Raw genomic sequence first — 23,408 nt, forward strand, 5'->3', positions numbered from 1 at the left:
GAAGGTCACCGATGGACCAGATTCTGTACGAGGTCGAAGACCGGGTCGCGGTCATCACGCTGAACCGCCCCGAGGCCGCCAACGCCCAGACCTCGGCGCTGCTGGACGACCTGGACGCCGCCTGGTCGCGGGCCGCCGCCGACGACGAGGTGCGGGTCATCGTGCTGCGCGGCAACGGCAGGCACTTCTCGGCCGGGCACGACCTCAAGGACCGCAGCTGGCCGTCGTCGCCGCAGGACATCACCCTGGAGTGGATCTACACCGCCGAGGCCCGCCGGTACCTGGAGTACAGCCTGCGCTGGCGCAACGTCCCCAAGCCGTCCATCGCCGCCGTGCAGGGCAAGTGCATCGCGGGCGGGCTGCTGCTGTGCTGGCCGTGCGACCTGATCGTGGCGGCCGACGACGCCGAGTTCTCCGACCCGGTGGTGCACATGGGGATCGGCGGGGTGGAGTACCACGGCCACACCTGGGAGCTGGGCGCCCGCAAGGCCAAGGAGATCCTGTTCACCGGCCGGGCCGTGACCGCCGAGGAGGCCGAGAAGGTCGGCATGGTCAACCGGGTGGTGCCGCCGGCGGAGCTGGACAACGCCACGATGGAGCTGGCCGGGCGGATCGCGCGGATGCACCCGTTCGCGCTGCGGCAGGCCAAGCGGGCCGTCAACCAGACCCTCGACGTGCAGGGCTTCTACGCGGCGATCCAGTCGGTGTTCGACATCCACCAGACCGGTCACGGCAACGCCCTCAGCGTCGGCGGCTACCCCGTCCTGGTGCGCCTGGACGAGATGAAGGAACGCCTCAAGAACCAGTGAGCAGGGGAAAGGCGGCGGGTCGCAGGAGGCATGCGGCCCGCCGCCTTCGGCGTGCGGCGTCGTTCACAGGTCCACGAGCCGGGGCGCGCGGCCGTCCGCGCGCAGCGACCCGCCGATCTGCCCGGTCAGCGCCGACGCCGAGCCCAGCAGGTCGTCCAGGACCAGCACCCGGCGGGCGAACGTGTGGAACCGGTGCTCGGCGGTGAACCCGATCCCGGCGAGCACCTGCTGGCAGTGCCGCATGGCCGTCAGGCCCGCCCGTCCCGCCAGCGCCTTGCCCAGCATCGCGGTCATCGGGTCGCCGGCGTGCTCCAGCGCCGCCTGCGCGGCCTCCAGCGCGACCAGCGTCTCGGCCAGCCGGTGCCGGACCGCCTGGAACGAGGCCACCTGCCGGCCGAACTGGGTGCGGGCCAGCGCGTGCTCGCGGGCCAGCGCCAGCATCGTGCGGCCCGCGCCGACGATCTGGAAGCCCAGCGCCCGGCGGCCCGCGGCCAGCGCCTCGTCGGTGAGCGGCTCCCACTCCGCCCGGGTCAGGCCCAGCGCCGGATCCAGGCCGCCGGGGGACGGCTCGCACGGCCGCCCGAACGCCAGCCCGTCCTCCTTCAGCGCCACGACGCCGCCCGGCGGACGCCTCATCGCGTGCAGCAGCACGTCGTTGAGCACGGGGGCGTGCGCGCCGGTCTCGCCGAGCAGCCCGAACACCAGGGCGACCGCCTCGTCCGGGGAGTCCTCCAGCAGGTCGTGCCAGCCCAGCTCGATCAGCGCCGCGTCCAGCGCGTCGGCCGACGGCGACTCCTGCATGGCCGAACGCAGGCCCTCCGACAGCAGGGCCAGATCGGAGGCGTCGATCATTCGTCCCCCAGGGACAGCAGCCGCTTGGCGATGATGTTGCGCTGGATCTCGGCGGTGCCGCCGTAGACGGTGGCGGCGCGCGAGTACAGGTACTCCTCGCGCCAGTGGGAGTCGCCGTACTCGATCTCCCCGGGCAGCAGGTCGCGCGCGGTGTCGAACAGGCGCTGCTCGGCGGTGGCGAGGAGGACCTTGTCGATCGAGGTCTCCGCGCCCAGCCGCTCGCCCCGGGTGCGGCGGTGCTGGGTCAGCCGGGACCTGCAGCGGATGGCGTGCAGGTCCAGGAACGCCTCGCCGAGCCGCCGGTCCGACCCGGCCGGCGCGTCCGCCAGCAGCCGGTCCAGCCGGTTGTACAGGTAGGCGATCCGCTGCCAGAAGCACGAGGAGCGCTCGTCCGGGAGGATGCTCATCGCGATCTCCCAGCCCTGTCCCTCGGCGCCGATCATCCGGCCGGCGGGCACCCGGACGCCGTCGAGGAACACCTCGGCGAACTCGTCCCGGCCGTGCATGGTCTCGATGGGACGCACCGTGATCCCGGGACTGTCCATGTCCACCAGGAACGCCGAGATGCCCCGGTGGCCGGGACCGCCGGTACGGGTCAGCAGCACGCAGCGCTGCGCGTACTGGGCCAGGGAGGTCCACACCTTCTGCCCGTCGATCACCCACTCGCCGCCGTCGCGGACGGCGCGGGTGCTCAGCGAGGCCAGGTCGCTGCCCGTGCCGGGTTCGGAGAACCCCTGGCACCAGGTCTCCTCACCGGCCAGCAGCCTGGGGACGAAACGGCCGGCCAGTTCGGGGGAGGCGTACCGGATCAGCGTGGGCGCCAGCACCTCGATCAGGGTGTAGATCCCCGGCTCGGCGAGGTCGCGGGCCACGACCTCCTCGCCGAGCACCGCGCGCAGGATCACCGGCCCGCCCAGGCCCCCGACGTGCTCGGGCCAGCCCCAGCGCATCCACCCGGCGTCGAACAGCGCCCGGCGCACCCGGGAGAGCTGGGCCATGTGGCCGTCCAGCGACCCGTCGTGGACGGGGCGCAGGTCGTGCTCGTCGAGCCAGGCCCGCAGCCCCGTCCGGAACTCATCGACGCGCATGGGAGTGCGGGCGGCCCGAGTCGTGCTCGCCGTTGCGGCGGATGAACGTCATGGCGCGGGTGTGCAGCCGCCAGCCGTCCGCCGTCCTGCGGTAGGCGTCGTTGTAGTAGCCGATCCGCATGTCGTGGGTGGCGTGGTCGACGAAGCACAGGTTCTGCACGCCGGTGCCCTCGTCGCCCCGCAGGTCCAGCAGCGGCGTCGAGACCATGAACAGGCCCTTGGGCGCCGCGTCGACCAGCGCGGGGAACTCGGCCAGCGGGTAGACCTCGCCGAACGCGCTGTAGGTCCCGTCGGGGGTGAAGACCTCCAGCAGCGCGTCGATGTCGCCCTTGGTGATCGAGACCGCGTACTTGGCCAGCAGTTGCTGGACCTCGATGACGTCCTCAACCGCGTTCGTCACGTCTGTCATGGAAGACCTTCCCTCCTTTCATCACGAAGCGGACATCGGTCAGCACCGAGATGTCCTCCAGCGGGTTGCCGGGCACCGCGATCAGGTCGGCCAGCAGGCCCTCGGCGATCCGGCCGCGGTCGTCGGCGCTGATCAGCTCGGCCGCGTCGACGGTCGCCGCCCGCAGCACGTGCAGCGGCGTCATGCCGCGCTCGGCCATGGCGACGAGCTCCATGGCGTTGCGGCCGTGCGGGATCGCGGGCGCGTCGGTGCCGGCCGCGATCCTGACCCCGGCCTCGACGGCCCGGGCGATGACCGTCCGCGCCCGGGGGAAGATCTCGGCGGCCTTGGCCTGGAGCTCGGGGGCGGCCTTGGAGATGTCCATCCCCTCGGTCAGGTAGGTCGTCGGCACCAGCCAGGTGCCGCGCTCGGCCATCAGCTTCAGGGTCTCGTCGTCGATGAGGAAGGCGTGCTCGATGCAGTCGATGCCCGCCTCGACGGCGTGGCGGACGGCGTCGGCGCCGTGGGTGTGCGCCGCCACCTTGAGCCCGCGCCGGTGCGCCTCGTCGACGATGGCCCGCAGCTCCTCGTCGGAGTAGTGCTGGGCGCCCGGGACGCCGGTGTGCGACATCACCCCGCCCGACGCGCAGACCTTGATGAGCTTGGCGCCGTGCTTGATCTGGTAGCGGACGGCCCTGCGGACCTCGTCGACCCCGTTGGCGATGCCCTCCTCCAGGGACAGGGGCATGATGCCGGGGGCGTACGCGGAGAACATCGTGGGGTCCAGATGCCCTCCGGTCGGGGTGATCGCGTGGCCCGCCGGGACGATGCGCGGGCCGTCGATCCACCCGGCGTCGATGGCCTTGGCCAGTGCGACGTCCAGCAGATAGCCGCCGGTCTTGACGAACAGGCCGAGGTTGCGGACCGTGGTGAACCCCGCGCGCAGGGTGCGGCGGGCGTTGCCGACCGCGCGCAGCATCCGCAGCGGGGGATCGTCCTGGACGGGGGACAGGGCGGCGGTCTCCCCCCGGCCTCCCATGAGGAGGTTGACCTCCATGTCCATGAGGCCGGGGAGGAGGGTCACGTCGCCGAGGTCCAGCACCTCGCCGTCGCCGCCCGCGTCGCGCACGCCGGTGATCCGGTCACCGTCCACGGTGACCAGACCCGGCTCCTCGACCTCTCCCGTCTCGACGTGCAGGACGCGGGCGGCCCTGAGGGTGAGCGCCATCAGACCCGAGGCTCGACGAGGAGGTCCAGGTAGGCGGCGCCGCTGTCGGGCACCCGGGCCTGCTTCCACACCTCGACCGGGAACGACACCATCACCAGCGAGAACATCAGCAGCAGCAGGTTGCGCTCGGGCTCGGGCAGCTCGCCCACCGTGAAGTCGTCCAGGTGCCTGGCGGCGTCCTCAAGCAGGGGGAACGCGGCGTCGTAGAACGCCTGCATCTCCTCCATCGAGCTGGCCAGGCGCTTGGCGTAGCGCTCCCGCTCGGTCTCCAGGATCCAGTCGCCGAACGGCTCCAGCGCCGCGAACTCAGCCGGCAGCATTCGCGTGCTCCTTCACGTAGTCGCCGGCCACCTTGTGCAGGTGGCGCAGCAGGATCTCCTGGTCGTTGAGGGGGAACTCGGTGACCGCCCGGCTCTTGAGCATGGTCTGGGTGGCCTCGAGGGTGTTGGCGTCCTGGAGCGCGTACTCCTTGAAGGTCACCGCCGCCAGTTCGTGCGCCAGCCGCTGGCGCGCCGTCCTGGCCGGCACGAAGTACAGGTTGGCCTCGAAGATGTGCCGGTCCACCGCGGTCGGCCAGTAGTGGTAGGTCAGGTACCAGCCGGGCGCCCAGATCAGCAGCATGAAGTTGGGGAAGAAGTGGAACGAGTCCACGCCCCACGCCTTGTGCTGGGCCGGGTTGACGCCGGGCGGCAGCGGGTCCAGGCCCTCGATGCCGGGTCGATCCCACGGGCCGAACAGGCCGCTGCGCAGCACCCGCTCGATCGGCTTGACCATGTTCGGGTCCTTGGGCGGGGCCATGCCGCCCCAGGAGGAGATCATGGAGTGCGGGCTGCGGATGTCGTAGTGCAGCGCCTCGAAGCCGTGGCCGAGCAGCTTCTCGGCCTCCTCCTTGGTGGCCTGCTTCTGGTGCAGCACCGGCGCGTGGTAGAACTCGGCGAACGCGTCGATGAACAGCTTCCAGTTGCTGCCGACCTCGGCCTTGTAGGTGAAGACCTCGGTCATCTCGTGGAAGGGGTAGCCCTCCAGGCCCTTGGCCAGGTCGCCCAGGTACTCGGCCAGCGGCGCGGCGTCGGGGTCCAGGTTGACGAAGATGAACCCCTCCCAGACCTCGCAGCGCACCGACTTCAGGCCGAAGTCGGCCTTGTCCAGGTCGAAGAACTCCTTCTCCTGCTGGACGAAGGTCAGGTTGCCCTCCAGGTCGTACCGCCAGGCGTGGTACTTGCAGGTGAACTGGCGGCAGGTGCCCTTGACCTCCTCGCCGGGGTAGTCGTTCCACACCAGCTTGTTGCCGCGGTGCCGGCACAGGTTGTGGAAGGCGCGGATCCGCTTGTCCTTGCCGCGGACGAGGATCAGCGAGGTGTCGGCGACGTGCAGCTCCTTGGTGAAGTAGCTGCCGGTCTTGGGCAGCTGCTCCACCCGGCCGACGTTCAGCCAGGTCTTCTTGAAGATCGACGCGCGCTCGGCCTCGTAGAACGCCGGGTCGATGGAGTCGGTGTAGTCGACGGGCCGGGTGCCCAGCTCGGGATAGTGCTCGGTCCAGCTGCCGGCCGCCGGCTTGGTGAAGTGTGGCATGATCACGCTCCTCTCTGTGAGGAGAATAGCATTCTCATCAAGCGCTATCGAAGTTCTCGTCGGGAAGTCCCGGATCGAGTTCCACCCCGAAGGTGTTGCAGGCCGTGGCCAGCAGGCCGTAGGTGCCGACGGTGAAGACCAGGTCCATGAGCTGGCGCGTGTCATAGACCTCCGCCAGCTCGGCGTAGGTCTGCTCCGACAGCGGGCGGCCCGCGTCCAGCTCGTCCACGGCCCGGTTGATCAGCGTGCCCGCGCCGGCGCGCACCCCGGCGATCTCCTCCTCGGTGACCCCGGCCTCGCGGGCGGCGGGCACGTGCCGGGCCCACTCGTACCTGCAGCGCCGCCGCCAGGCCACCCGCAGGATCGCCAGCTCCTTGTCCCTGGCGGGCAGGCTGGACCGGAACAGCAGGTGGTTGTTGTACCTCAGGAACGCCTTGGCGAGCTTCGGATGGTGGGCGAGCATGCCCAGCACGTTGGAGGGCGGGGGCCTGCGCCCGGGCGGCATGATGACCGACAGGGCCTCGAAGTCCCACTCCTCGTAGGGGACCGGGGGCAGCCGGGTCACGTGTTCCGCCCCCCGTTCACGCCGATGATCTGCCCGGTGATGTAACCGGCCTCTTCGGACACCAGGAACGAGCAGGTCGCGGCGAGGTCCTCGGGCCGGCCGATCCGGCGCACCGGGGTCCGCGCGATGTGCTCCTCGACCGTGCCGCCGAGCAGCCCGCGTTCCTCGGCCTTGCGCAGCATCGGGGTGTCGATGAAGCCGGGCGGCACCGCGTTGACGGTGATGCCCCTGGGGCCCAGCTCCAGTGCCAGGGCCTTGGTGAGCCCGTTGACCGCCGACTTGGCCGACACGTAGTGCGTCATGAACGGCTGGCCCGAGTGCGCGCTGGAGGAGGAGATGTTGACGATCCGGCCCCAGCCCGCCTCGAGCATGTCGGGGAGCGCCGCCTGGACGCAGTGGAAGACGCCGTTGAGGTTGACGTCGATCACCCGCTGCCAGGCGTCGAACGACAGGTCGGTGAAGCGCTTGAAGCCGTCCAGCCCGGCCGCGTTGACCAGGATGGTGATCGGGCCCAGCCGCTCCCTGGCGGCGGCCAGCGCCTCGTCCACCTGGCCGCGGTCGGTCACGTCGGCCTTGAAGGCCAGCTCGTCGCCGGAGGGGGGATTGAGGTCGAGGACGGCGACGTTGTGGCCGTCGGCGCTCAGCCGCTGCGCGATGGCCCGGCCGATGCCCGAGGCGCCGCCGGTGACGACGGCGTTCCTCACGACCACGCCTCCCCGCCCTTGACGGTGGTGCGGTGCAGGGTCCGCTCCGAGGTCTCCTCGTACGGCAGCGCCCGGTGCGGCATGCCGGTGTTGTCCCAGATCACCACGTCGCCGACCGTCCAGTCGTGGGCGTAGCGGAACCGCTCCCGGGTGGCCCAGTCCTGCAGTTCGTCCAGCCTGCGGCTGAACGCCGGCTGTGCCTCGTCGTCCAGGTGCAGTCCGTGGACGAGCGGCACTCCGCGCCACTTGAGCGCCTCCAGGCACCGGGCGACCACCGCATCGTCGAGCAGGTCCTCGGGCCGCAGGCCCCTGACCTCCGCTCCCGGATGGGGGCTCAGGGCCACCGTCTCCATCATGAAAATCTCCCTTCCGGATATGAGAACCATACTCTCGCCGCCTGGTGGCCGAAAGTCCCGGCATCGCTCCGGTAGCCGGCCGGGAGGGTGTGGACCTGGGATGCTGTGCCCGCCGGCCGGCGCCTCGGCCGACTTGGCACCCTGCGTCTGCCGAACGTCCGGCCGGGTGTCTGTGCGGCAGGCCCCCATGCTCCGCGTTCTCTCTTGTGGGTGGTTGATTCCCGATTTACGAGAATGTAGTTTCCAATCATCTGGAGGAAACAGGACGCGACCCGGGGCGCCGGCGGTGCCCGTCCCTCCTCCGGCCAGGCCCGCCGGCCGGCCGGCCCCGACCGGCCGGGTCACCGGCGCCGAGGACCAGATGCCGACGATGGAAGTGGTGCGGCTGTGAAGCGCCTGCTGATTGATGGAAAGCTCGTCGAGGCCGAACGGACGTTCGCCTCCCTCAACCCCGCGACCGGCGAGGTGCTCGACCAGGCCCCGGACGCCACGACCGCCCAGGCCGCGGCCGCCGTCGAGGCCGCCCGCCGGGCGTTCGACACCACGAGCTGGTCGACCGACGTCGAGTTCCGCATCCGCTGTCTCGACCAGCTCCACCGGGCGCTGGTCGAGCACCGCGAGGAACTGCGCGAGCTGACGATGGCCGAGGTCGGCGCGACCCGCATCAACACGCACGGCCCCCAGCTGGACGAGCCCATCGAGCAGGTCCGCTACTACGCCGACCTGCTGCGGACCTATCCGCTGACCGAGGAGATCGGCGACGCCGAGATCCGGGGCCAGATCCATCGCCGCTGGGTGGAGAAGGAGGCCGCGGGGGTCGTCGCCGCGATCATCCCGTACAACTACCCGACCCAGCTCGCGCTGGCCAAGATGGCCCCCGCGCTGGCCGCAGGCTGCACGGTCGTGCTCAAGGGCGCCCCGGACACGCCGCTGATCACGCTGGCCCTGGGCGAGCTGATCGCCGAGCACACCGACATCCCGGCCGGCGTGGTCAACGTGCTGACCTCCTCCGAGGTGGCGGTGGGCGAGGTGCTCACCACCCACCCGGAGGTGGACGTGGTCACCTTCACCGGCTCCACCGCCACCGGCCGCCGGATCATGGCGGCGGCCGGCGACACGATCAAGCGGGTGTTCCTGGAGCTCGGCGGCAAGTCCGCGCTGATCCTGCTCGACGACGCCGACTTCACCGCCGCCGCCCCGTTCGCGGGCTTCGCCGTCTGCTCGCACGCCGGGCAGGGCTGCGCGATCAACACCCGGCTGCTGGTGCCCCGGCACCGCCACGACGAGGCCGTCCGGTACGTCGCCGCCGTCATGGAGAAGGTGACCTACGGCGACCCCACCGACCCCAAGAACTTCATGGGGCCGCTGATCAGCGAGCGCCAGCGCGACAAGGTGGACGGCATGGTCCAGCGCGCCGTGGCGGCGGGCGCGACGCTGGTGATGGGCGGTAAGAAGATCGACCCGGGCTTCTTCTACGCCCCCACCCTGCTGGCCGACGTCGACCCCGACAGCGAGATCGCCCAGGAGGAGGTCTTCGGGCCCGTGCTGGCCGTCATCCCCTTCGAGGACGACGACGACGCCGTGCGCATCGCCAACAACTCGATCTACGGCCTGTCCGGCGGGGTGTGCAGCGCCGACGAGGAACGGGCTCTGGCGGTGGCCCGGCGGATCCGCACCGGCACGATGAGCATCAACGGCGGCAACTACTTCGCCAACGAGGCGCCCTTCGGCGGCTACAAGCAGTCGGGCGTCGGCCGGGAGAAGGGCGTCGCGGGGTTCGAGGAGTTCCTGGAGCTCAAGACCTACGCGAAGGTGGTCGCATGAAGCCCCTGGAAGGGGTCCGCGTCCTCGAGGTCGCCATGTACGGCTTCGTCCCGTCGGCGGGCGCGGTGCTCGCCGACTGGGGCGCGGAGGTGATCAAGGTCGAGCACGCGGTCAACGGCGACCCGCAGCGCGGGCTGCGGCAGATCGGCAGCATGAAGGTGGAGGGCGACCCCAACCCCAACGTCGAGCACGCCAACCGCGGCAAGCGCAGCATCGGCCTGGACATGTCCAGGCCGGAGGGCCGGGAGGTGCTCTACGAGCTGGCCAGGCGCGCCGACGTGTTCCTGACCAGCTTCCTGCCGCAGGCCAGGCGCAAGTTCGGGATCGACGTGGAGCACATCCGCGAGGTCAACCCGAAGATCGTCTACGCCCGGGGCAGCGCGCTCGGCCCGCGCGGGCAGGAGGCCGAGCGGGGCGGCTACGACATGACGGCCTTCTGGGCCCGGGGCGCCACCGCCGCCAGCCTCACCCCGCCCGGGACGGAGGGGATGGTCAGCCCGCCCGGACCGGCCTACGGGGACACCATCTCCGGCACCAACCTGGCCGGCGGCATCGCGGCGGCGCTGTTCCGGCGCGAACGCACCGGCGAGCCGTCGGTCGTGGACGTCTCGCTGCTCGGCAGCGGCGTGTGGGCCATGGGCCACGGGATCGCGCTGTCGCTGCACATGGGCCGGCCGCTGGTGGCGGCCCCGCCGGGCGTCCACGGCGCGCCGACCAACCCGCTGTCCGGCCTGTACGCCACCGCCGACGGCCGCTACCTGGCGTTCGTCATGCTGCAGCCCGGCAAGTACTGGGCCGACGTGTGCCGTCACATCGACCGCCCCGAGCTGGCCGACGACCCGCGCTTCGCCACCGCCGAGCAGATCGCGGCCAACACCGACCAGGCCGTCGAGATCCTGCGGGAGGTCCTGGCCACCCGCACCCTGGCGGAGTGGACCGAGCGCTTCGCCACCCTGGCCGGGCCGTGGGCCCCGGTGCAGGACTCCCTGCAGGTGGGGGAGGACCCGCAGGTCCGGGCGAACGAGTACCTGGTCCGGGCCGGGGAGCTGGAACTGGTCGCCAACCCGGTGCAGTTCGACGTCACCGCCCCCGAGCTGCGGCCGGCGCCGGAGTTCGCCGCCCAGACCGAGGAGATCCTGATGGAGCTCGGCCTGGACTGGGACCGCATCATCGCGCTCAAGACGGCGGGAGCCGTCACCTGACCGGTACGGCAGTGCCGGAACCGCACAGGAACGCCCCGCCGCCGGCCGGCGGGGCGTTCGGCGTCTCAGTGCAGCGGCACCGGGGCGAGCGGGACCGGCGCCATGCCGGGCCGGACCACCAGCCGGGCGCCGGGGTCGGCGGCGCGCAGCGCGTCCTCGACCACGGCGGCCATCTCGTCGGCGCTCGGCAGGACGTTCCCCAGGACCCCGTCGTCGCCGATCTCCTCGTCCCGGCCCGGACAGACCAGGCTCAGCCGGATGCCCTCGCGGGCCAGCGGGCGGGCGAACGCCCGGACCAGCCCGGCGACCGCGTAGGCCGTCATCATGGACAGCGGGTCGTGCCGGTCGCTGACCGGCCCGGCGAACGACGCGGTGACCACGATGGACCCTCCGCCGCGCCGGCGCATCACCGGGATCGCGGCGCGCAGCCCGTACACGACGGCGTGCTGGGTCAGCCCCACCGCCGACCGGTAGCCGCGCAGGTCCAGCATGGCCGGGTCCCAGCCGGCGCAGCCGATCCCGGCGTTGAGCACGAGGGCGTCCAGCCCGTCGCCCGCATAGGCGACGGCCTTGGTGGACAGGTCGGGGTCGCTCGGGTCGCCGACCACGGCGAACCCGTCGACGTCCACGGCGACCTTCTCCACCAGGGGGTCGCTGTCCACCAGGACGCAGCGGGTCCCCGTCGCGGCGAGCCGCCGCGCGGTCGCCGCTCCGATGCCGCCGGCCGCACCCGTGATGATCGCCACATCGGTCATGGCATGCCGTCCTTCCCGCCAGGGCCGCCCAGCCAGGGCTTGCGTCGGTGCTGCTCAGGGGTGGGAACGTCGCTCACCGGGGTGGGGTCGAGCGCTCCCTTGGCTGTGACCAGGATTACACGACCTACCTACATGTAGGTAGGGTGAGGAGCGGAATTCGTCGACACGACCGCGGAAGCCGCAGGGAAGAGGTCCGATGGGCACGACCCGACGCGAGGAGATCCTCGACGCCGCCATGGACCTGTTCGCCGAGCACGGATACCGGGGGGCCTCCCTGGACCAGATCGCCGAGCGGGTGGGCCTGACCCGGCAGGGGCTGCTGCACTACTTCCCCAGCAAGAAGAAGCTCCTCATCGCGCTGCTGGAGCGCCGGGAGGAGCTCAGCCGCGAGCACCTGGTGGCCGACCACATCGTCGAGAAGGACTGGCCGACCCAGATCGCCGAGGTCGTCGCCTTCGACCGGGAGCATCCGGCCCTGGCCAGGATCCACACGATCCTGATGGCCGAGAGCCTCACCGAGGGCCACCCCGCCCGGGAGCACTTCCGCGACCACCAGCGGGCGGTGCGGGAGCACATCGCCCGGCTGCTCACCGAGCGGTACGGCGACCGGCTGCCGAGCGGCCTGACCACGCAGGCCGCGGCGGTGGCCCTGCTGGCGCTGCTCGACGGCCTGCAGCAGCAGTGGCTGCTGGACCGCGAGCAGGTCGACCATCCCGAGGTCATGCGGGAGGTGTGGGCCATATTGCTGGGGCCCGCGGCCCCCTGACCGCCTCCCCGCCCGAAGGCGGGAGCGCGCTCAGGGAGCCGCGACGAAGGCGGCGATGGCCGTGGCGACCTCCGGGCGCAGGGCGGCCGCGTCCGGCCGGATCCGCAGGTCCACCGTCACGCCGGAGCGGGCGGCGCGGGCGGCGAACGCCAGCGAGTCGTCCAGCAGGGGGTCCGAGCCGGCCGCCAGCACGTGGATCGGGGGCAGCCCGTGCAGGTTGGCGAACAGCGGACTGAGCAGCGGGTCGGTGGGCTCGGTGCCCGCGGCGTAGCTCACCACGCGCCGCCGCAGCTCGTCCAGGTCGAACGTGGGATCGGCGGCCGCGTTGAGCAGCAGGCTGGGCGCCTGCAGGGTCAGGTCGAGCAGCGGTGAGACCAGCACCGCGCAGGCGGGCTGCTCGGCGCCCTCGTCGCGCAGCCGGACCAGCAGGGCGGCGGCGAGCCCGGCCCCGCCCCGGTTGCCGGCCACCATGACCGATCCCAGCGGCCGGCTCCGCTCGTAGGCGGCGACGACGTCCTCCAGCGCGTCGGGGAACGCCGCCCGGTAGCGGGGGCAGACGACGGTCGCGCCCGTCCCCGCGGCCAGCCGCTCGGCGGACTCCAGCGCCGGCTCCGGGGAGCCGGACAGGTACCGGTCGCCGTGCAGGTAGAGCACGACCTTGCCGGAGGGCTCCGGAGGGCGCACGACCACGCCCGTGATGCCGGTCTCGACCCGGACGTCACCTGCCACGATTCATCACCCTTTCCGCCGCCTCCCAGTGCTCGTCCGCCACCCACAGGCGGGCGAAGGCCCGTGCGGCCTCCTGCGCGGACAGGCCGCCCGACATCACGCGCTTGATCTCGCCGGCCGGGACGGTGGCCAGCGACCGGGCCAGGGAACGCCAGCCCTCCTCGAAGCGGTCCCGCGGCAGCACCTGGTCCACCAGGCCGACGCGCAGCGCCTCGTCCGCGGTGAGCACCGTCCCGGCGCCCGCCAGCAGCAGCGCCCGTCCCCGGCCGACCAGGGCGGCCAGCCGTTCCGCGCCGCCCCAGGCGGGCATGATCGCCAGCGCGGTCTGGTTGAAGCCGATCCTGACGTCGTCGGCGGCCACCCGGATGTCGGCGGCCACCGCGACCTCGGCCCCGCCGCCCAGGGCGTGGCCGTTCAGCGCGGCGATCACCGGGCCGGGGAAGGCGGCGATCCGGTCGCAGACGCCGCGCATCCGCAGCGCCATCGCCAGCGCCTCGTCCTCGGTCCTGATCCGGGCCAGCTCCTTGAGGTCGCCGCCCGAGACGAACGCCCGGTCGCCCGCGCCGGTGACGACCAGCGCCCGGGCCTCGGCGGCCTTGTCGAGCGCCTCGTCCAGCTCGTCCATGGTGGACGGCGCGATGGCGTTGCGGGCCTGCGGGCGGTTGATGGTGATGATCGCCAGACCCTGGTCCAGCTCCAGATCCACCATGGGGGTCTCCGATCCGGGAGGTGCTCGCTTGCGGTTCAGTCGTCGTAGACGACGGTGAGGTGGGGGGTCACCGGCTCGCCCTGGCAGGTCAGCACCCAGCCGTCGGCGACCTCGTCCTCGTCCAGGGCGTTGTTCACGCGCATCTTGGCCTCGCCCTCGGTGACCTGGGCGATGCAGGTGGCGCAGTTGCCGGCCTCGCAGGAGAACGGCGGGGCCAGACCGGCCCGGCGGGCGCTCTCCAGCAGGGACTCGCCGGAGTGCTGGGGGACGGTGTGCCGCCTGCCGTTCAGCACGATGGTGACCGTGCCGCCGGTCTCCTCGCCGGCGGGCTCGTCGTCGGCCGCGGCCTGCTCGAACCGTTCGACCAGGATCCGCTCCGGGGCGACGCCGAGATCGAGCAGGACGCGTTCGACCAGGTCCATGAACGGCGCCGGGCCGCAGAGGTAGAAGTCGGCGTCCAGGTCGCCGCCGGCGAACGCGCGCACCTCGGCCTCGGTGACCAGGCCCTGCTCGGCGTCCAGATGATGGCGGATCTCGAAGCGGCCGGGGTGCCGCCCGGCCAGCTCGGCGAGCGCGGACGCGAAGATCACCGAGTCGGCGTCGCGGTCGGCGGCCAGCACCCGGACCCGCCGCCCGGTGGTGGCCAGCGCGCTCTTGACCAGCGACATGATCGGGGTGATGCCGCTGCCCCCGCAGAACGCCACCAGCGGAGCGTCGCTCTCGCGCAGGCAGAACACCCCGGCGGGCAGCGTGCTCTCGACCACGTCGCCGGGCCCGAGATGGTCGTGCATCCAGTTCGACACCAGGCCGCCGGGCACCCGCTTGACCGTCGTCGCCGGCTCGTCGTCGGCGTCCGGCGAGCTCGACAGGGAGTAGCTGCGCAGGGTCCCGCAGATCCGCAGCGTCAGGAACTGGCCGGCCCGGTAGGAGAACGGCGCGTCGAGCACGAACGTGCGCGCGTCGGGGGTCTCCTGGATCACCCGCTTGATCCGGACCGGATGGAAGCCGTGGTCTCGCGCCATGTATGGAATCTATCTTCTCATCTTGAGAGAATGCAATTACCATCCCGTTCGGAGCGAAAGGCCTCACCATGCGAACGATCCCCGCCGAGCTGGCCGAGCGGTACGAGGCGGAGGGCTGGTGGACCCGGGACACCCTCGGGGACCTGCTGGCCCGGGGGCTGCGGGCGGCCCCCGAGACCGGGTTCCGGGTGCACTCGGCCGTGCGGCCGTGGTCCGGGACCTTCCGCGACGTCGAGCGGGTCGCCCGCCGGCTCGCCGCCGGGCTGCGCGAGCGCGGCGTCGGTCCCGGGGACGTGGTCGCGCTCCAGTTGCCCAACTGGATGGAGGCCGCCGCGGTGTTCTGGGCCTCGGCGTTCCTCGGGGCGACCGTGGTGCCGATCGTGCACTTCTACGGGCGCAAGGAGGTCGGCTACATCATCGACGCGATCAGGCCGCGCGTCTTCGTCACCGCCGAGCGGTTCGGGCGGATGGAGCACCAGCCCGACCTCTACCAGGACGTGCCGATCGTCGGGCTGGTGGGCCGCGACTTCGACGACCTGCTCGCCGACGAGCCCATGCCCGGCGTCGTGGCGGCCGACCCGGCCGGGCCGGCGCTGATCGCGTTCACCTCCGGGACGACCCGCGACCCCAAGGGCGTGATCCACAGCCACCAGACGCTCGGCTTCGAGACCCGCCAGCTCGCCGGGCTCTACCCGGCCGACCGCGGCCACCAGCTCACCGCGGCCCCCGTGGGCCACTTCATCGGCATGGTCAACGCGTTCCTGATCCCGGTGCTGGACGGCACGCCGGTCAACCTCGCCGACGTGTGGGACCCGGGTCGGGCGCTGGCGCTGATGAAGAGCGACGGCCTGACCGTCGGGGGCGGCGCGACGTACTACATGACCAGCCTGCTCGACCATCCCGACTTCACCCCCGGCCATCTGGAGCACATGAAGTACGCCGGCCTGGGCGGGGCGGCGGTGCCGGCGGCGGTGACGACCCGGCTGGCCGGGCTGGGGATCACCGCGTTCCGCTCGTACGGCAGCACCGAGCATCCCTCGATCACCGGCTCCCGGCACACCGCGCCCGAGGCCAAGCGGCTCTACACCGACGGGAACGCCCTGCCCGGGGTGGAGATCCGGCTGGCCGAGGACGGCGAGATCCTCAGCCGGGGCCCGGACCTGTGCCTGGGCTACACCGACCCGGCGCTGACCGAGCGGGCCTTCGACGACGAGGGCTGGTACCGCACCGGCGACATCGGGGTGCTGGACGAGGACGGCTACCTGACGATCACCGACCGCAAGTCCGACATCATCATCCGCGGCGGCGAGAACATCGGCGCGGCCGAGGTCGAGGAGGTGCTCCTCGGCATGCCCGGCGTCGCCGAGGTCGCGGTGGTGGCCGCCCCCGACGCCCGGCTGGGCGAGCACGCCGCGGCGGTCCTGCGGCTGCGGCCCGGAGGCCCGGCCCCCTCCCTCGACGGGATGCGCGCGCACCTGGAGCGGGCGGGGCTGGCCCGGCAGAAGTGGCCGGAGGAGCTGCACGTCGTGGACGACTTCCCGCGCACGGCCAGCGGCAAGATCCAAAAGTTCGTTCTCCGTAGGGACATTGCGACTGGCAGATAGTGAGAATAGTATTCTCTCAATCAGCAAGGGAGGATCTCATGCCGTCACGCGAGCTGCCGTTTCCGCTGTTCGACGCGGACAACCACCTGTACGAGACCCAGGAGGCGCTGACCAAGCGCCTGCCCGAGCAGTACGACGGCGCGATCGAGTACGTGCAGGTGCGCGGCCGGACCAAGATCGCGGTGCGGGGCCAGATCAGCGAGTACATCCCCAACCCCACCTTCGAGGTGGTCGCCCGTCCCGGGGCGATGGAGGAGTACTTCCGGGTGGGCAACCCCGAGGGCAAGAGCCGCCGGGAGATCTTCGGCGAGCCGATGAGGTCGATCCCCGCCTTCCGCGAGCCGGCGCCCCGCCTGGAGCTGATGGACCAGCAGGGCATCCAGCGGACGCTGATGTTCCCGACCCTGGCCAGCCTCGTCGAGGAGCGGATGCGCGACGACCCCGAGCTCATCCACGCGGTCGTGCACGCGCTCAACCAGTGGCTGTTCGAGGTCTGGTCGTTCAACTACAAGGACCGCATCTTCACCACCCCGGTGATCAGCCTGCCCATCGTGGAGAAGGCGGTCGAGGAGCTGAACTGGTGCGTCGAGCGCGGGGCCAGGGCGATCCTGGTCCGCCCCGCGCCGGTGCCCGGGTTCCGCGGCCCGCGCTCCTTCGCGCTGCCGGAGTTCGACCCGTTCTGGAAGCGCGTGGAGGAACTCGGCATCGTGGTCGGGCTGCACTCCTCCGACAGCGGCTACAGCCGGTACGCCAACGACTGGGAGCCGCAGAGCGAGATGCTGCCCTTCAAGCCGAGCGCCTTCCGGTCGGCCCAGGAGTGGCGGCCGATCGAGGACGCGGTGACCTCGATGGTCTGCCACGGCATGCTGAGCCGCTTCCCCGGGCTGAAGGTCGCGGTCATCGAGAACGGCATGTCCTGGGTGGGGCCGCTGATGGAGACCCTGTCGGGCGTCTACAAGAAGATGCCGAACGAGTTCCAGGAGCACCCGGTCGAGGTCATGCGGCGCAACGTCCACGTCAGCCCGTTCTGGGAGGAGAACATGGCGGACCTGGCCGAGCTGCTCGGCGCCGACAACGTGCTGTTCGGCTCGGACTACCCGCACCCCGAGGGCCTGGCCGACCCGGTGACCTACATCGACGAGCTGGCCAGGACCGGCATGAGCGAGGCCGACCAGGCCAAGGTCATGGGCGGCAACCTGGCCCGGCTGATGTCGGTATGAGCTGGGAGACCATCCCGCAGATGGTGCTGAGCGCGGCGGACCGCTTCGGCGACGCCGAGGCGGTCGTCGACGGCCCGCTGCGGCTCACCTTCGCCGGGCTGGCCGACCGGGTCCGCACCGCAGCCGGCGCCTTCGCCGAGGCCGGGGTGGAGCGGGGCGACCGGGTGGCGATCTGGGCGCCCAACTCCGCCGAGTGGATGATCGCGGCGTTCGGGCTGCTGACCGCCGGCGGGGTGCTCGTCCCGGTCAACACGCGCTGGAAGGCGGAGGAGGCCGCGGACGTCATCGTCCGCAGCCGCGCCAAGGCCGTGCTCGTCCAGCAGGGGTTCCTCGGCCAGGAGTACACCGCCCCGCCGGGCGTTCCGGTGATCGACCTCAGGTCGGACTTCCTGGCCAGCGGGTCGCCGCTGGAGCGGAAGGTCGGCGGCGAGGACATCGCCGACATCCTGTTCACCTCCGGCACGACCGGGCGGCCCAAGGGCGTCATGATGAACCACCTGCAGACGCTCCGGCTGTACGCCGAATGGTGCGACCTGGCCGACCTGCGCGAGGGCGACCGCTACCTGATCGTCAACCCCTTCTTCCACACGTTCGGGTACAAGGCGGGCCTGGTCGCCTCGATGATCCGCGGCGCCACCGTGATCCCGGTGCCGGTCTTCGAGCTGGACCGCGTGCTGGAGCTGGTGGAACGCGAGAAGGTCACGATGCTGCCGGGGCCGCCCACGCTCTACCACTCGCTGCTGGCGGCGAGGACCGACCGGGACGTCTCCTCGCTGCGCGCCGCCGTCACCGGCGCCGCCGACATCCCGGTCGAGCTGATCCGCCGGATCAGGCAGGAGCTGCCGTTCGAGACGATCATGACCGGCTACGGCCTGACCGAGGCGGGGACCGCCACCGCCTCGCGGCCCGGCGACTCGTTCGAGGACATCGCCACGACCGTCGGCACCCCGTGCGACGGCGTCGAGGTCCGCATCGCCGACGACGGCGAGGTGCTGATCCGCGGCTACAGCGTCATGCAGGGCTACCTGGACGACCCGGAGGCCACCGCCGAGGCGATCGACGCGGACGGCTGGCTGCACACCGGCGACCTGGGGACCATGGACGACCGGGGCCGGCTGAGGATCGTCGGGCGCAAGAAGGACATGTTCATCGTGGGCGGCTTCAACGCCTACCCGGCCGAGATCGAGAACTTCCTGCTGGAGCATCCGGCGGTCGGCCAGGTCGCGGTGATCGGCGTCCCGGACGAGCGGCTCGGCGAGGTCGGCAAGGCCTTCGTGGTGCCCGCCGGCCCGGTGACCGCCGAGGAGCTGATCGCCTGGGCCCGCGACCGGATGGCCGGCTACAAGGTGCCCCGGTACGTGGAGTTCCTCGACGAGCTGCCGCTCAACGCCACCGGCAAGGTCATGAAGGACCGCCTGCGCTGACGGCGTCCACCGCCCGCATCCACCCGCATCGCAGCTAAGGAGTGACCGCCATGGCGCGGGGAGTCTATTACGTCGCCAGCCGCCCGAAGTCGCCGGAACGGGAGGCCGAGTTCAACGCCTGGTACGAAGAGGTGCACCTGCCCGAGGTGTGCTCCCTGCCGGGGTTCGTCAGCGCCCGGCGCTTCGCCCCCGTGCAGGACGACGGCCCCTACGTGGCGCTGTACGAGATCGAGGGCGACGACCTGGAGGAGGTCATCGCCGGGCTGATCGGGGCCATGCGGGAGGGCCGGCTCACCCTGTCGGACTGCGTGCTGCTGGACCCGCCGCCGGAGATGCGGCTGCTGGAACTGGTGACGTCCCACGACCCGGAAGGCGCCGGGCGGCGATGAGCGACTCCGTGCAGACCTCGTCGGGCATCCCGCTCCAGCCGGTCTACGGGCCGGCCGACCGGCGGGCCGAGCCGCCCGCGCCGGGGGAGTTCCCGTTCACCCGCGGCAACTACGCCCAGGGCTACCGGGGCCGGCTGTGGACGTTCCGGCAGTACTCCGGGTTCGGCACCGCCGAGGAGTCCAACCGCCGCTACCGCTACCTGCTGGAGCAGGGCGGCACCGGGCTGTCGGTGGCGCTCGACCTGCCCACCCAGTGCGGCTACGACTCCGACGACCCGGAGGTGGGCGAGGAGGTCGGCCGGGTCGGCGTCGCGGTCGACACCCTCGCCGACGCCGAGATCCTGTTCGAGGGCATCCCGCTGGACAAGATCAGCACCAGCTTCACCATCAACGGGACCGCGGCGATCCTGCTGGCGTTCTACGTGGCCGCCGCCGAGCGCAAGGGCGTCCCGCGGGCCAGGCTCACCGGCACGATCCAGAACGACATCCTCAAGGAGTACGCCTCCCGCGGCACCTGGATCTGGCCGCCGGAGCCGTCGCTGCGGCTGATCGCCGACACCATCGAGTTCTGCGCGGCCGAGGTGCCGAAGTTCAACGCGATCTCGGTGGCCGGGGCGCACTTCCGGGACGCCGGCGCGACCGCCGTGCAGGAGATGGCGTTCACCCTCGCCGACGGGGTCGCCTACTGCGACACCGTGATCGAACGCGGCCGGATGACCATCGACCAGTTCGCGCCGCAGATCTCGTTCTTCTTCTACACGCACGGCGACTTCTTCGAGGAGATCGCCAAGTACCGGGCTGGGCGGCGGCGCTGGGCGACGATCGTCCGCGAACGCTACGGGGCGACCACCGACAAGGCGTCGATGTTCCGCTTCGGCTGCGTGGCGGGCGGCGCGTCCCTGTACGCCCCGCAGGCCCGCAACAACCTGGTGCGGGTGGCCTACGAGGCGCTGGCCTCGGTGCTGGGCGGCGTGCAGTCGATGTTCACCGCCGCCTGGGACGAGCCGTTCGCCCTGCCCAGCGAGGAGTCGGCGACGCTGGCGCTGCGCACCCAGCAGATCCTGGCCTACGAGACCGGCGTCACCCGGGTGGCCGACCCGCTCGGCGGCTCCTACTTCGTCGAGGCGCTCACCGACGCCACCGAGGCCAGGATCGTCGAGATCATGGACGACCTCGACCGGCACGGCGGCATGGTCCGCGCCATCGAGGACGGCTACCTGCAGGGCCTGATCGCCGACGAGGCGTACCGGCTGCACAAGGGGATCGAGTCCGGGGAGCGCCCGGTCGTGGGGGTCAACCGGTTCGTCTCCGACGAGCCGCCGCCCGACATCGCGACCTACGAGCTGGACGCGGGTGGCCGCGACCGGCAGCTCAAGCGGCTCGCCCGGGTCAAGGCCGAACGCGACAACGCCGAGGTCAAGGCCCGCCTGGCCGCCCTGTCCCGGGCCGCCGAGGGCACCGACAACCTGATGGGTCCCCTGATCGACTGCGCCAATGCGTACTGCACGGTCGGCGAGATGGTCGCCGCGCTCAAGGCGGTCTGGGGCGAGTTCCGGCAGCCGGTGGTGTTCTGATGCCCACGCGAGTCCTCGTCGCCAAGCCCGGCCTGGACGGCCACGACCGCGGCGCCAAGATCGTCGCCCGCGCGCTCCGCGACGCGGGGTTCGAGGTGATCTTCACCGGCATCCGCCAGAAGGTCGCCGACATCGTGGCGGTCGCCCTGCAGGAGGACGTGGCCGTCGTCGGCCTGAGCATCCTGTCCGGCGCCCATGTCGCGCTGACCGCCCGCACCGTCGAGGCGCTGCGGGCGGCCGGCGCCGACGACATCGCCGTCGTCGTCGGCGGCACCATCCCGGCGGCCGACGTGCCCCGCCTGCGGGACGCGGGCGCCGCCGCGGTGTTCCCGACCGGCACGCCCCTGGACGACATCGTGGCCGGGGTCCACGCCCTGACCGTGGCCCCCGCCCCGCCGTGACCGGCGCGCCCGGCGAGCGATCTGAATCTTCGAGGACTGGAGGGACTGTGCGGGTCGGTGTGATGGTCGGGCCGGAGCGCGGGGACACCGCGCGCAAGGTCGCACGGATGATCGACGACGTGCGGTGGGCCGAGGGCGCGGGGTTCGACAGCGTGTGGGTGCCGCAGATCCCCACCGACTTCGACGCGCTGGTGGCGGTGGCGCTGATGGGCGCCGCCACCGAGCGGATCGAGCTGGGGACCGCGGTGGTGCCGCTGCAGCCGCAGCACCCGATCGCGCTGGCGCGGCAGGCGCTGTCCGCGCACGCCGCCGCCGGCGGGCGGCTGGCGCTGGGCCTGGGGCCGTCGCACCACTGGATCGTGCGGGACATGCTCGGCCTGCCGTACGAGCGGCCCGCCGCGTTCACCCGCGACTACCTGGACGTGCTGGACGCGGCGCTGCGCGGGCCGGGCGAGGTGGACGTGGAGAACGAGACGTTCACCGTGCACAACCCGCTCGGCCTGGGCCCGGTGGCGCCGATGCCGGTGCTGCTGGCCGCGCTCGGCCCGGTGATGCTCAAGATCGCCGGGGAACGGGCGGACGGCACGGTGCTGTGGATGGCCGACGAGCGCGCGGTCGCCGAGCACGTCGTGCCGCGCATCACCAAGGCGGCAGGGGAGGCCGGCCGGCCCGCCCCGCGCGTCGTCGCGGGCATCCCGGTCTGCCTGTGCAAGCCGTCGGAGGTGGACGCGGCCCGCGAGCGCGCCAACCGGATCCTCGGCGAGGCCGAGATCTCGCCCAACTACCAGCGGCTGCTGGAGTACGGCGACGCCAGGGACATCGGCGACCTGTGCGCGGCGGGCGACGAGAAGGCGATTCTGGAGCGGTTCCGGCGGTTCGCCGACGCCGGGGTCACCGACCTGTCGGTGCGGCTGCTGCCGATCGGGGAGACCCGGGAGGAACTGGTGGCCTCCAAGCGCCGCACCCGCGAGGTGATCGCCGGGCTGGCCGCGGAGCTGCGGTGAGCCCCGGACCGCTGGCGGGCGTGCGGATCCTGGAGGTCGGCCACATCCTCGCCGGCCCCTACGCCACGATGCTGCTGGCCGACCTCGGCGCCGAGGTCACCAAGATCGAGCCGCCGAGCGGGGACCTGTCCCGGCAGGTGAGCGACGCCTACTTCGCCAGCATCAACCGCAACAAGCGCAGCGTCCGCCTGGACCTGACCACCGAGGCGGGCCGCACCCGCCTCGGCGAGCTGGTCGCCGAGTCGCACGCGCTGCTGGTGAACATGAAGCCGTCCGCCATCCACCGGTACGGCCTGACCTACGACGCCCTGCGCCGGTGGAACGAGCGGATCGTGTGCGTCGCGCTCACCGGCTACGGCCTGTCGGCGGGCGACGATCCGGCGTTCGACTATGTGGTGCAGGCCGCGACCGGGGTTGCCGCGCTCACCGGCGACCCTGACGGCCCGCCGACCCTGCCGGGGTACTCCTCGGCCGACAACTCCGCCGGGATGGCCGCCGCGCTCGGTCTGCTCGCCCAGATCGTCTCCGGGCGCGGCGGCCAGGTGGAGGTGTCGCTGCGGGACGTGATGCTGTCCCAGCTCAACTACAAGGCATCGGCCTACCTCAACGAGGGGACCGAGCCGCGGCGGCTGCCGTTCGGGGCGCACTCCTACTACGTCCCGGCCCAGCTCTTCCCGACGGCCGAGGGCTATCTGGCGCTGTTCATCACGCACGACGGCTTCTGGAAGTCCTTCTGCGCCGAGGCGGGCGTCGAGGGCTACCCGACGATGGCCGAACGCGCCGCCAAGCGGGACGAGGTCCTGGCCGTCGTCACCCGCGCCCTGGCCGCCGACACCGCCAGGGGCTGGGAGGCCCGGCTGCGCCCGCTGGGCGTGCCGGCGGCGGCCGTGCGGACCCTGCCGGAGGCGCTGGAGGCCACCCCGGAGATGGTGGTCACGGCCGGTGACTTCCGGCTGGTGGGCAGCCCGATCCGGGTGGCCGGGTTCGAGCCCGAATACCGCAGGCCGCCGCGCCTGGGCGAGCACGGCGGCCTGTCGGACCCGAGCTAGCGGGCCTTCCGCGCGTGTCCGGGAATCGGTCCGGACGGCACGGCGAGGGCCGCCGCGACCTGCGCGGCGGCCCTCGCCGTCCGCTGCCGTTCGAGGGCGTTACGGCGTCCCCCCGCGCTCCGCCCGCCGGCGGGCGGTGATCTGCCGCCGACTGGCTGAGAATGCTATTCTCTT

Annotated in this window: 25 protein-coding genes; 12 read left to right on the plus strand and 13 right to left on the minus strand. The window is 72.1% G+C overall.

The genetic code is table 11. The annotated features are described in order from the left end of the window. Positions 1–11 precede the first annotated feature (11 nt). Positions 12–809, plus strand: a complete 798-nt coding sequence (locus tag HNR21_RS21315; RefSeq protein WP_182706582.1) for an enoyl-CoA hydratase — start codon at positions 12–14, stop codon at positions 807–809. 63 nt (positions 810–872) lie between these two features. Here HNR21_RS21315 and HNR21_RS21320 read toward each other — a convergent pair whose 3' ends face one another. The 9 genes from HNR21_RS21320 to HNR21_RS21360 are packed head-to-tail and all read right to left on the minus strand — an operon-like array spanning position 873 to position 7,562. Beyond that, the gene (locus HNR21_RS21320) at positions 873–1,661 is read right to left on the minus strand and encodes an acyl-CoA dehydrogenase family protein (protein WP_182706583.1); all 789 of its coding nucleotides are present in this window, start codon (positions 1,659–1,661) and stop codon (positions 873–875) included. Beyond that, positions 1,658–2,749: an acyl-CoA dehydrogenase family protein gene (locus tag HNR21_RS21325; RefSeq protein WP_182706584.1), complete on the minus strand. Its 1,092-nt coding sequence runs from the start codon at positions 2,747–2,749 to the stop codon at positions 1,658–1,660. The genes HNR21_RS21320 and HNR21_RS21325 overlap by 4 nt, the downstream gene beginning before the upstream one ends. Then, positions 2,736–3,149 (minus strand): nuclear transport factor 2 family protein, encoded by a 414-nt coding sequence (locus HNR21_RS21330; protein ID WP_220500240.1) that lies wholly within the window; start codon positions 3,147–3,149, stop codon positions 2,736–2,738. The genes HNR21_RS21325 and HNR21_RS21330 overlap by 14 nt, the downstream gene beginning before the upstream one ends. Further along, on the minus strand, positions 3,133–4,365 hold the full coding sequence (locus tag HNR21_RS21335; protein WP_182706586.1) for a metal-dependent hydrolase family protein: 1,233 nt from the start codon (positions 4,363–4,365) through the stop codon (positions 3,133–3,135). Before HNR21_RS21335 ends, HNR21_RS21330 begins: the two co-directional genes overlap by 17 nt. Then, positions 4,365–4,685, minus strand: coding sequence for a hypothetical protein (locus tag HNR21_RS21340; protein ID WP_182706587.1), 321 nt, complete (start codon positions 4,683–4,685; stop codon positions 4,365–4,367). The genes HNR21_RS21335 and HNR21_RS21340 overlap by 1 nt, the downstream gene beginning before the upstream one ends. Continuing rightward, positions 4,672–5,937, minus strand: coding sequence for an aromatic ring-hydroxylating oxygenase subunit alpha (locus HNR21_RS21345; protein ID WP_182706588.1), 1,266 nt, complete (start codon positions 5,935–5,937; stop codon positions 4,672–4,674). Before HNR21_RS21345 ends, HNR21_RS21340 begins: the two co-directional genes overlap by 14 nt. Positions 5,938–5,974: 37 nt before the next feature. Further along, entirely contained in the window at positions 5,975–6,502 is a 528-nt protein-coding gene (locus HNR21_RS21350) for a carboxymuconolactone decarboxylase family protein (protein WP_220500241.1), read from the minus strand. Then, a complete protein-coding gene (locus HNR21_RS21355) occupies positions 6,499–7,206 on the minus strand; it encodes an SDR family NAD(P)-dependent oxidoreductase (protein ID WP_182706589.1) in 708 nt (235 codons plus the stop codon). Before HNR21_RS21355 ends, HNR21_RS21350 begins: the two co-directional genes overlap by 4 nt. Then, on the minus strand, positions 7,203–7,562 hold the full coding sequence (locus HNR21_RS21360; protein ID WP_182706590.1) for a TauD/TfdA family dioxygenase: 360 nt from the start codon (positions 7,560–7,562) through the stop codon (positions 7,203–7,205). Before HNR21_RS21360 ends, HNR21_RS21355 begins: the two co-directional genes overlap by 4 nt. Before the next feature lie 387 nt (positions 7,563–7,949). On the opposite strand from HNR21_RS21360, the gene HNR21_RS21365 reads away from it, so the two are divergent. Continuing rightward, positions 7,950–9,386: an aldehyde dehydrogenase family protein gene (locus tag HNR21_RS21365; protein WP_182706591.1), complete on the plus strand. Its 1,437-nt coding sequence runs from the start codon at positions 7,950–7,952 to the stop codon at positions 9,384–9,386. After that, a complete protein-coding gene (locus tag HNR21_RS21370) occupies positions 9,383–10,588 on the plus strand; it encodes a CaiB/BaiF CoA transferase family protein (RefSeq protein ID WP_182706592.1) in 1,206 nt (401 codons plus the stop codon). Before HNR21_RS21365 ends, HNR21_RS21370 begins: the two co-directional genes overlap by 4 nt. 65 nt (positions 10,589–10,653) lie before the next feature. Here HNR21_RS21370 and HNR21_RS21375 read toward each other — a convergent pair whose 3' ends face one another. Then, positions 10,654–11,343: an SDR family NAD(P)-dependent oxidoreductase gene (locus tag HNR21_RS21375; RefSeq protein ID WP_182706593.1), complete on the minus strand. Its 690-nt coding sequence runs from the start codon at positions 11,341–11,343 to the stop codon at positions 10,654–10,656. A gap of 196 nt (positions 11,344–11,539) precedes the next feature. Between HNR21_RS21375 and HNR21_RS21380 the strand changes: the two genes are divergently transcribed. After that, entirely contained in the window at positions 11,540–12,109 is a 570-nt protein-coding gene (locus HNR21_RS21380; protein WP_182706594.1) for a TetR/AcrR family transcriptional regulator, read from the plus strand. Positions 12,110–12,139: 30 nt separating this feature from the next. On the opposite strand, the gene HNR21_RS21385 is transcribed toward HNR21_RS21380, so the two are convergent. Genes HNR21_RS21385 through HNR21_RS21395 form a run of 3 tightly spaced genes read right to left on the minus strand, consistent with a single transcriptional unit; the run spans position 12,140 to position 14,569 of the window. Continuing rightward, positions 12,140–12,838 (minus strand): alpha/beta hydrolase fold domain-containing protein, encoded by a 699-nt coding sequence (locus tag HNR21_RS21385; protein ID WP_182706595.1) that lies wholly within the window; start codon positions 12,836–12,838, stop codon positions 12,140–12,142. Then, complete coding sequence (locus HNR21_RS21390) at positions 12,828–13,547, minus strand: enoyl-CoA hydratase/isomerase family protein (RefSeq protein WP_182706596.1); 720 nt, start codon at positions 13,545–13,547, stop codon at positions 12,828–12,830. The genes HNR21_RS21385 and HNR21_RS21390 overlap by 11 nt, the downstream gene beginning before the upstream one ends. A 35-nt stretch (positions 13,548–13,582) precedes the next feature. Beyond that, positions 13,583–14,569 carry a ferredoxin--NADP reductase gene (locus HNR21_RS21395; RefSeq protein WP_182706597.1) on the minus strand — a complete coding sequence of 329 codons (987 nt, stop codon included), beginning with the start codon at positions 14,567–14,569 and terminating at the stop codon, positions 13,583–13,585. 68 nt (positions 14,570–14,637) lie between these two features. Here HNR21_RS21395 and HNR21_RS21400 point away from each other — a divergent pair, with 68 nt between their 5' ends. The 8 genes from HNR21_RS21400 to HNR21_RS21435 are packed head-to-tail and all read left to right on the plus strand — an operon-like array spanning position 14,638 to position 23,234. Continuing rightward, complete coding sequence (locus HNR21_RS21400) at positions 14,638–16,173, plus strand: AMP-binding protein (RefSeq protein ID WP_182706598.1); 1,536 nt, start codon at positions 14,638–14,640, stop codon at positions 16,171–16,173. A 38-nt stretch (positions 16,174–16,211) separates the two neighbouring features. Next, positions 16,212–17,393 carry an amidohydrolase family protein gene (locus tag HNR21_RS21405; RefSeq protein WP_182706599.1) on the plus strand — a complete coding sequence of 394 codons (1,182 nt, stop codon included), beginning with the start codon at positions 16,212–16,214 and terminating at the stop codon, positions 17,391–17,393. After that, positions 17,390–18,817 carry a FadD3 family acyl-CoA ligase gene (locus HNR21_RS21410; RefSeq protein ID WP_182706600.1) on the plus strand — a complete coding sequence of 476 codons (1,428 nt, stop codon included), beginning with the start codon at positions 17,390–17,392 and terminating at the stop codon, positions 18,815–18,817. Before HNR21_RS21405 ends, HNR21_RS21410 begins: the two co-directional genes overlap by 4 nt. 50 nt (positions 18,818–18,867) lie before the next feature. Further along, positions 18,868–19,206, plus strand: a complete 339-nt coding sequence (locus tag HNR21_RS21415) for an EthD domain-containing protein (RefSeq protein WP_182706601.1) — start codon at positions 18,868–18,870, stop codon at positions 19,204–19,206. Next, the gene (locus HNR21_RS21420) at positions 19,203–20,780 is read left to right on the plus strand and encodes a methylmalonyl-CoA mutase family protein (RefSeq protein ID WP_182706602.1); all 1,578 of its coding nucleotides are present in this window, start codon (positions 19,203–19,205) and stop codon (positions 20,778–20,780) included. Before HNR21_RS21415 ends, HNR21_RS21420 begins: the two co-directional genes overlap by 4 nt. After that, entirely contained in the window at positions 20,780–21,181 is a 402-nt protein-coding gene (locus tag HNR21_RS21425) for a cobalamin B12-binding domain-containing protein (RefSeq protein WP_182706603.1), read from the plus strand. Before HNR21_RS21420 ends, HNR21_RS21425 begins: the two co-directional genes overlap by 1 nt. A gap of 47 nt (positions 21,182–21,228) precedes the next feature. Beyond that, positions 21,229–22,185, plus strand: a complete 957-nt coding sequence (locus tag HNR21_RS21430) for an LLM class F420-dependent oxidoreductase (protein ID WP_182706604.1) — start codon at positions 21,229–21,231, stop codon at positions 22,183–22,185. Next, positions 22,182–23,234 (plus strand): CaiB/BaiF CoA transferase family protein, encoded by a 1,053-nt coding sequence (locus HNR21_RS21435; protein ID WP_182706605.1) that lies wholly within the window; start codon positions 22,182–22,184, stop codon positions 23,232–23,234. The genes HNR21_RS21430 and HNR21_RS21435 overlap by 4 nt, the downstream gene beginning before the upstream one ends. Positions 23,235–23,408 lie beyond the last annotated feature (174 nt).

This window comes from Thermomonospora cellulosilytica, assembly GCF_014138835.1.
GTDB classification, from domain to species: Bacteria; Actinomycetota; Actinomycetes; order Streptosporangiales; family Streptosporangiaceae; genus Thermomonospora; species Thermomonospora amylolytica.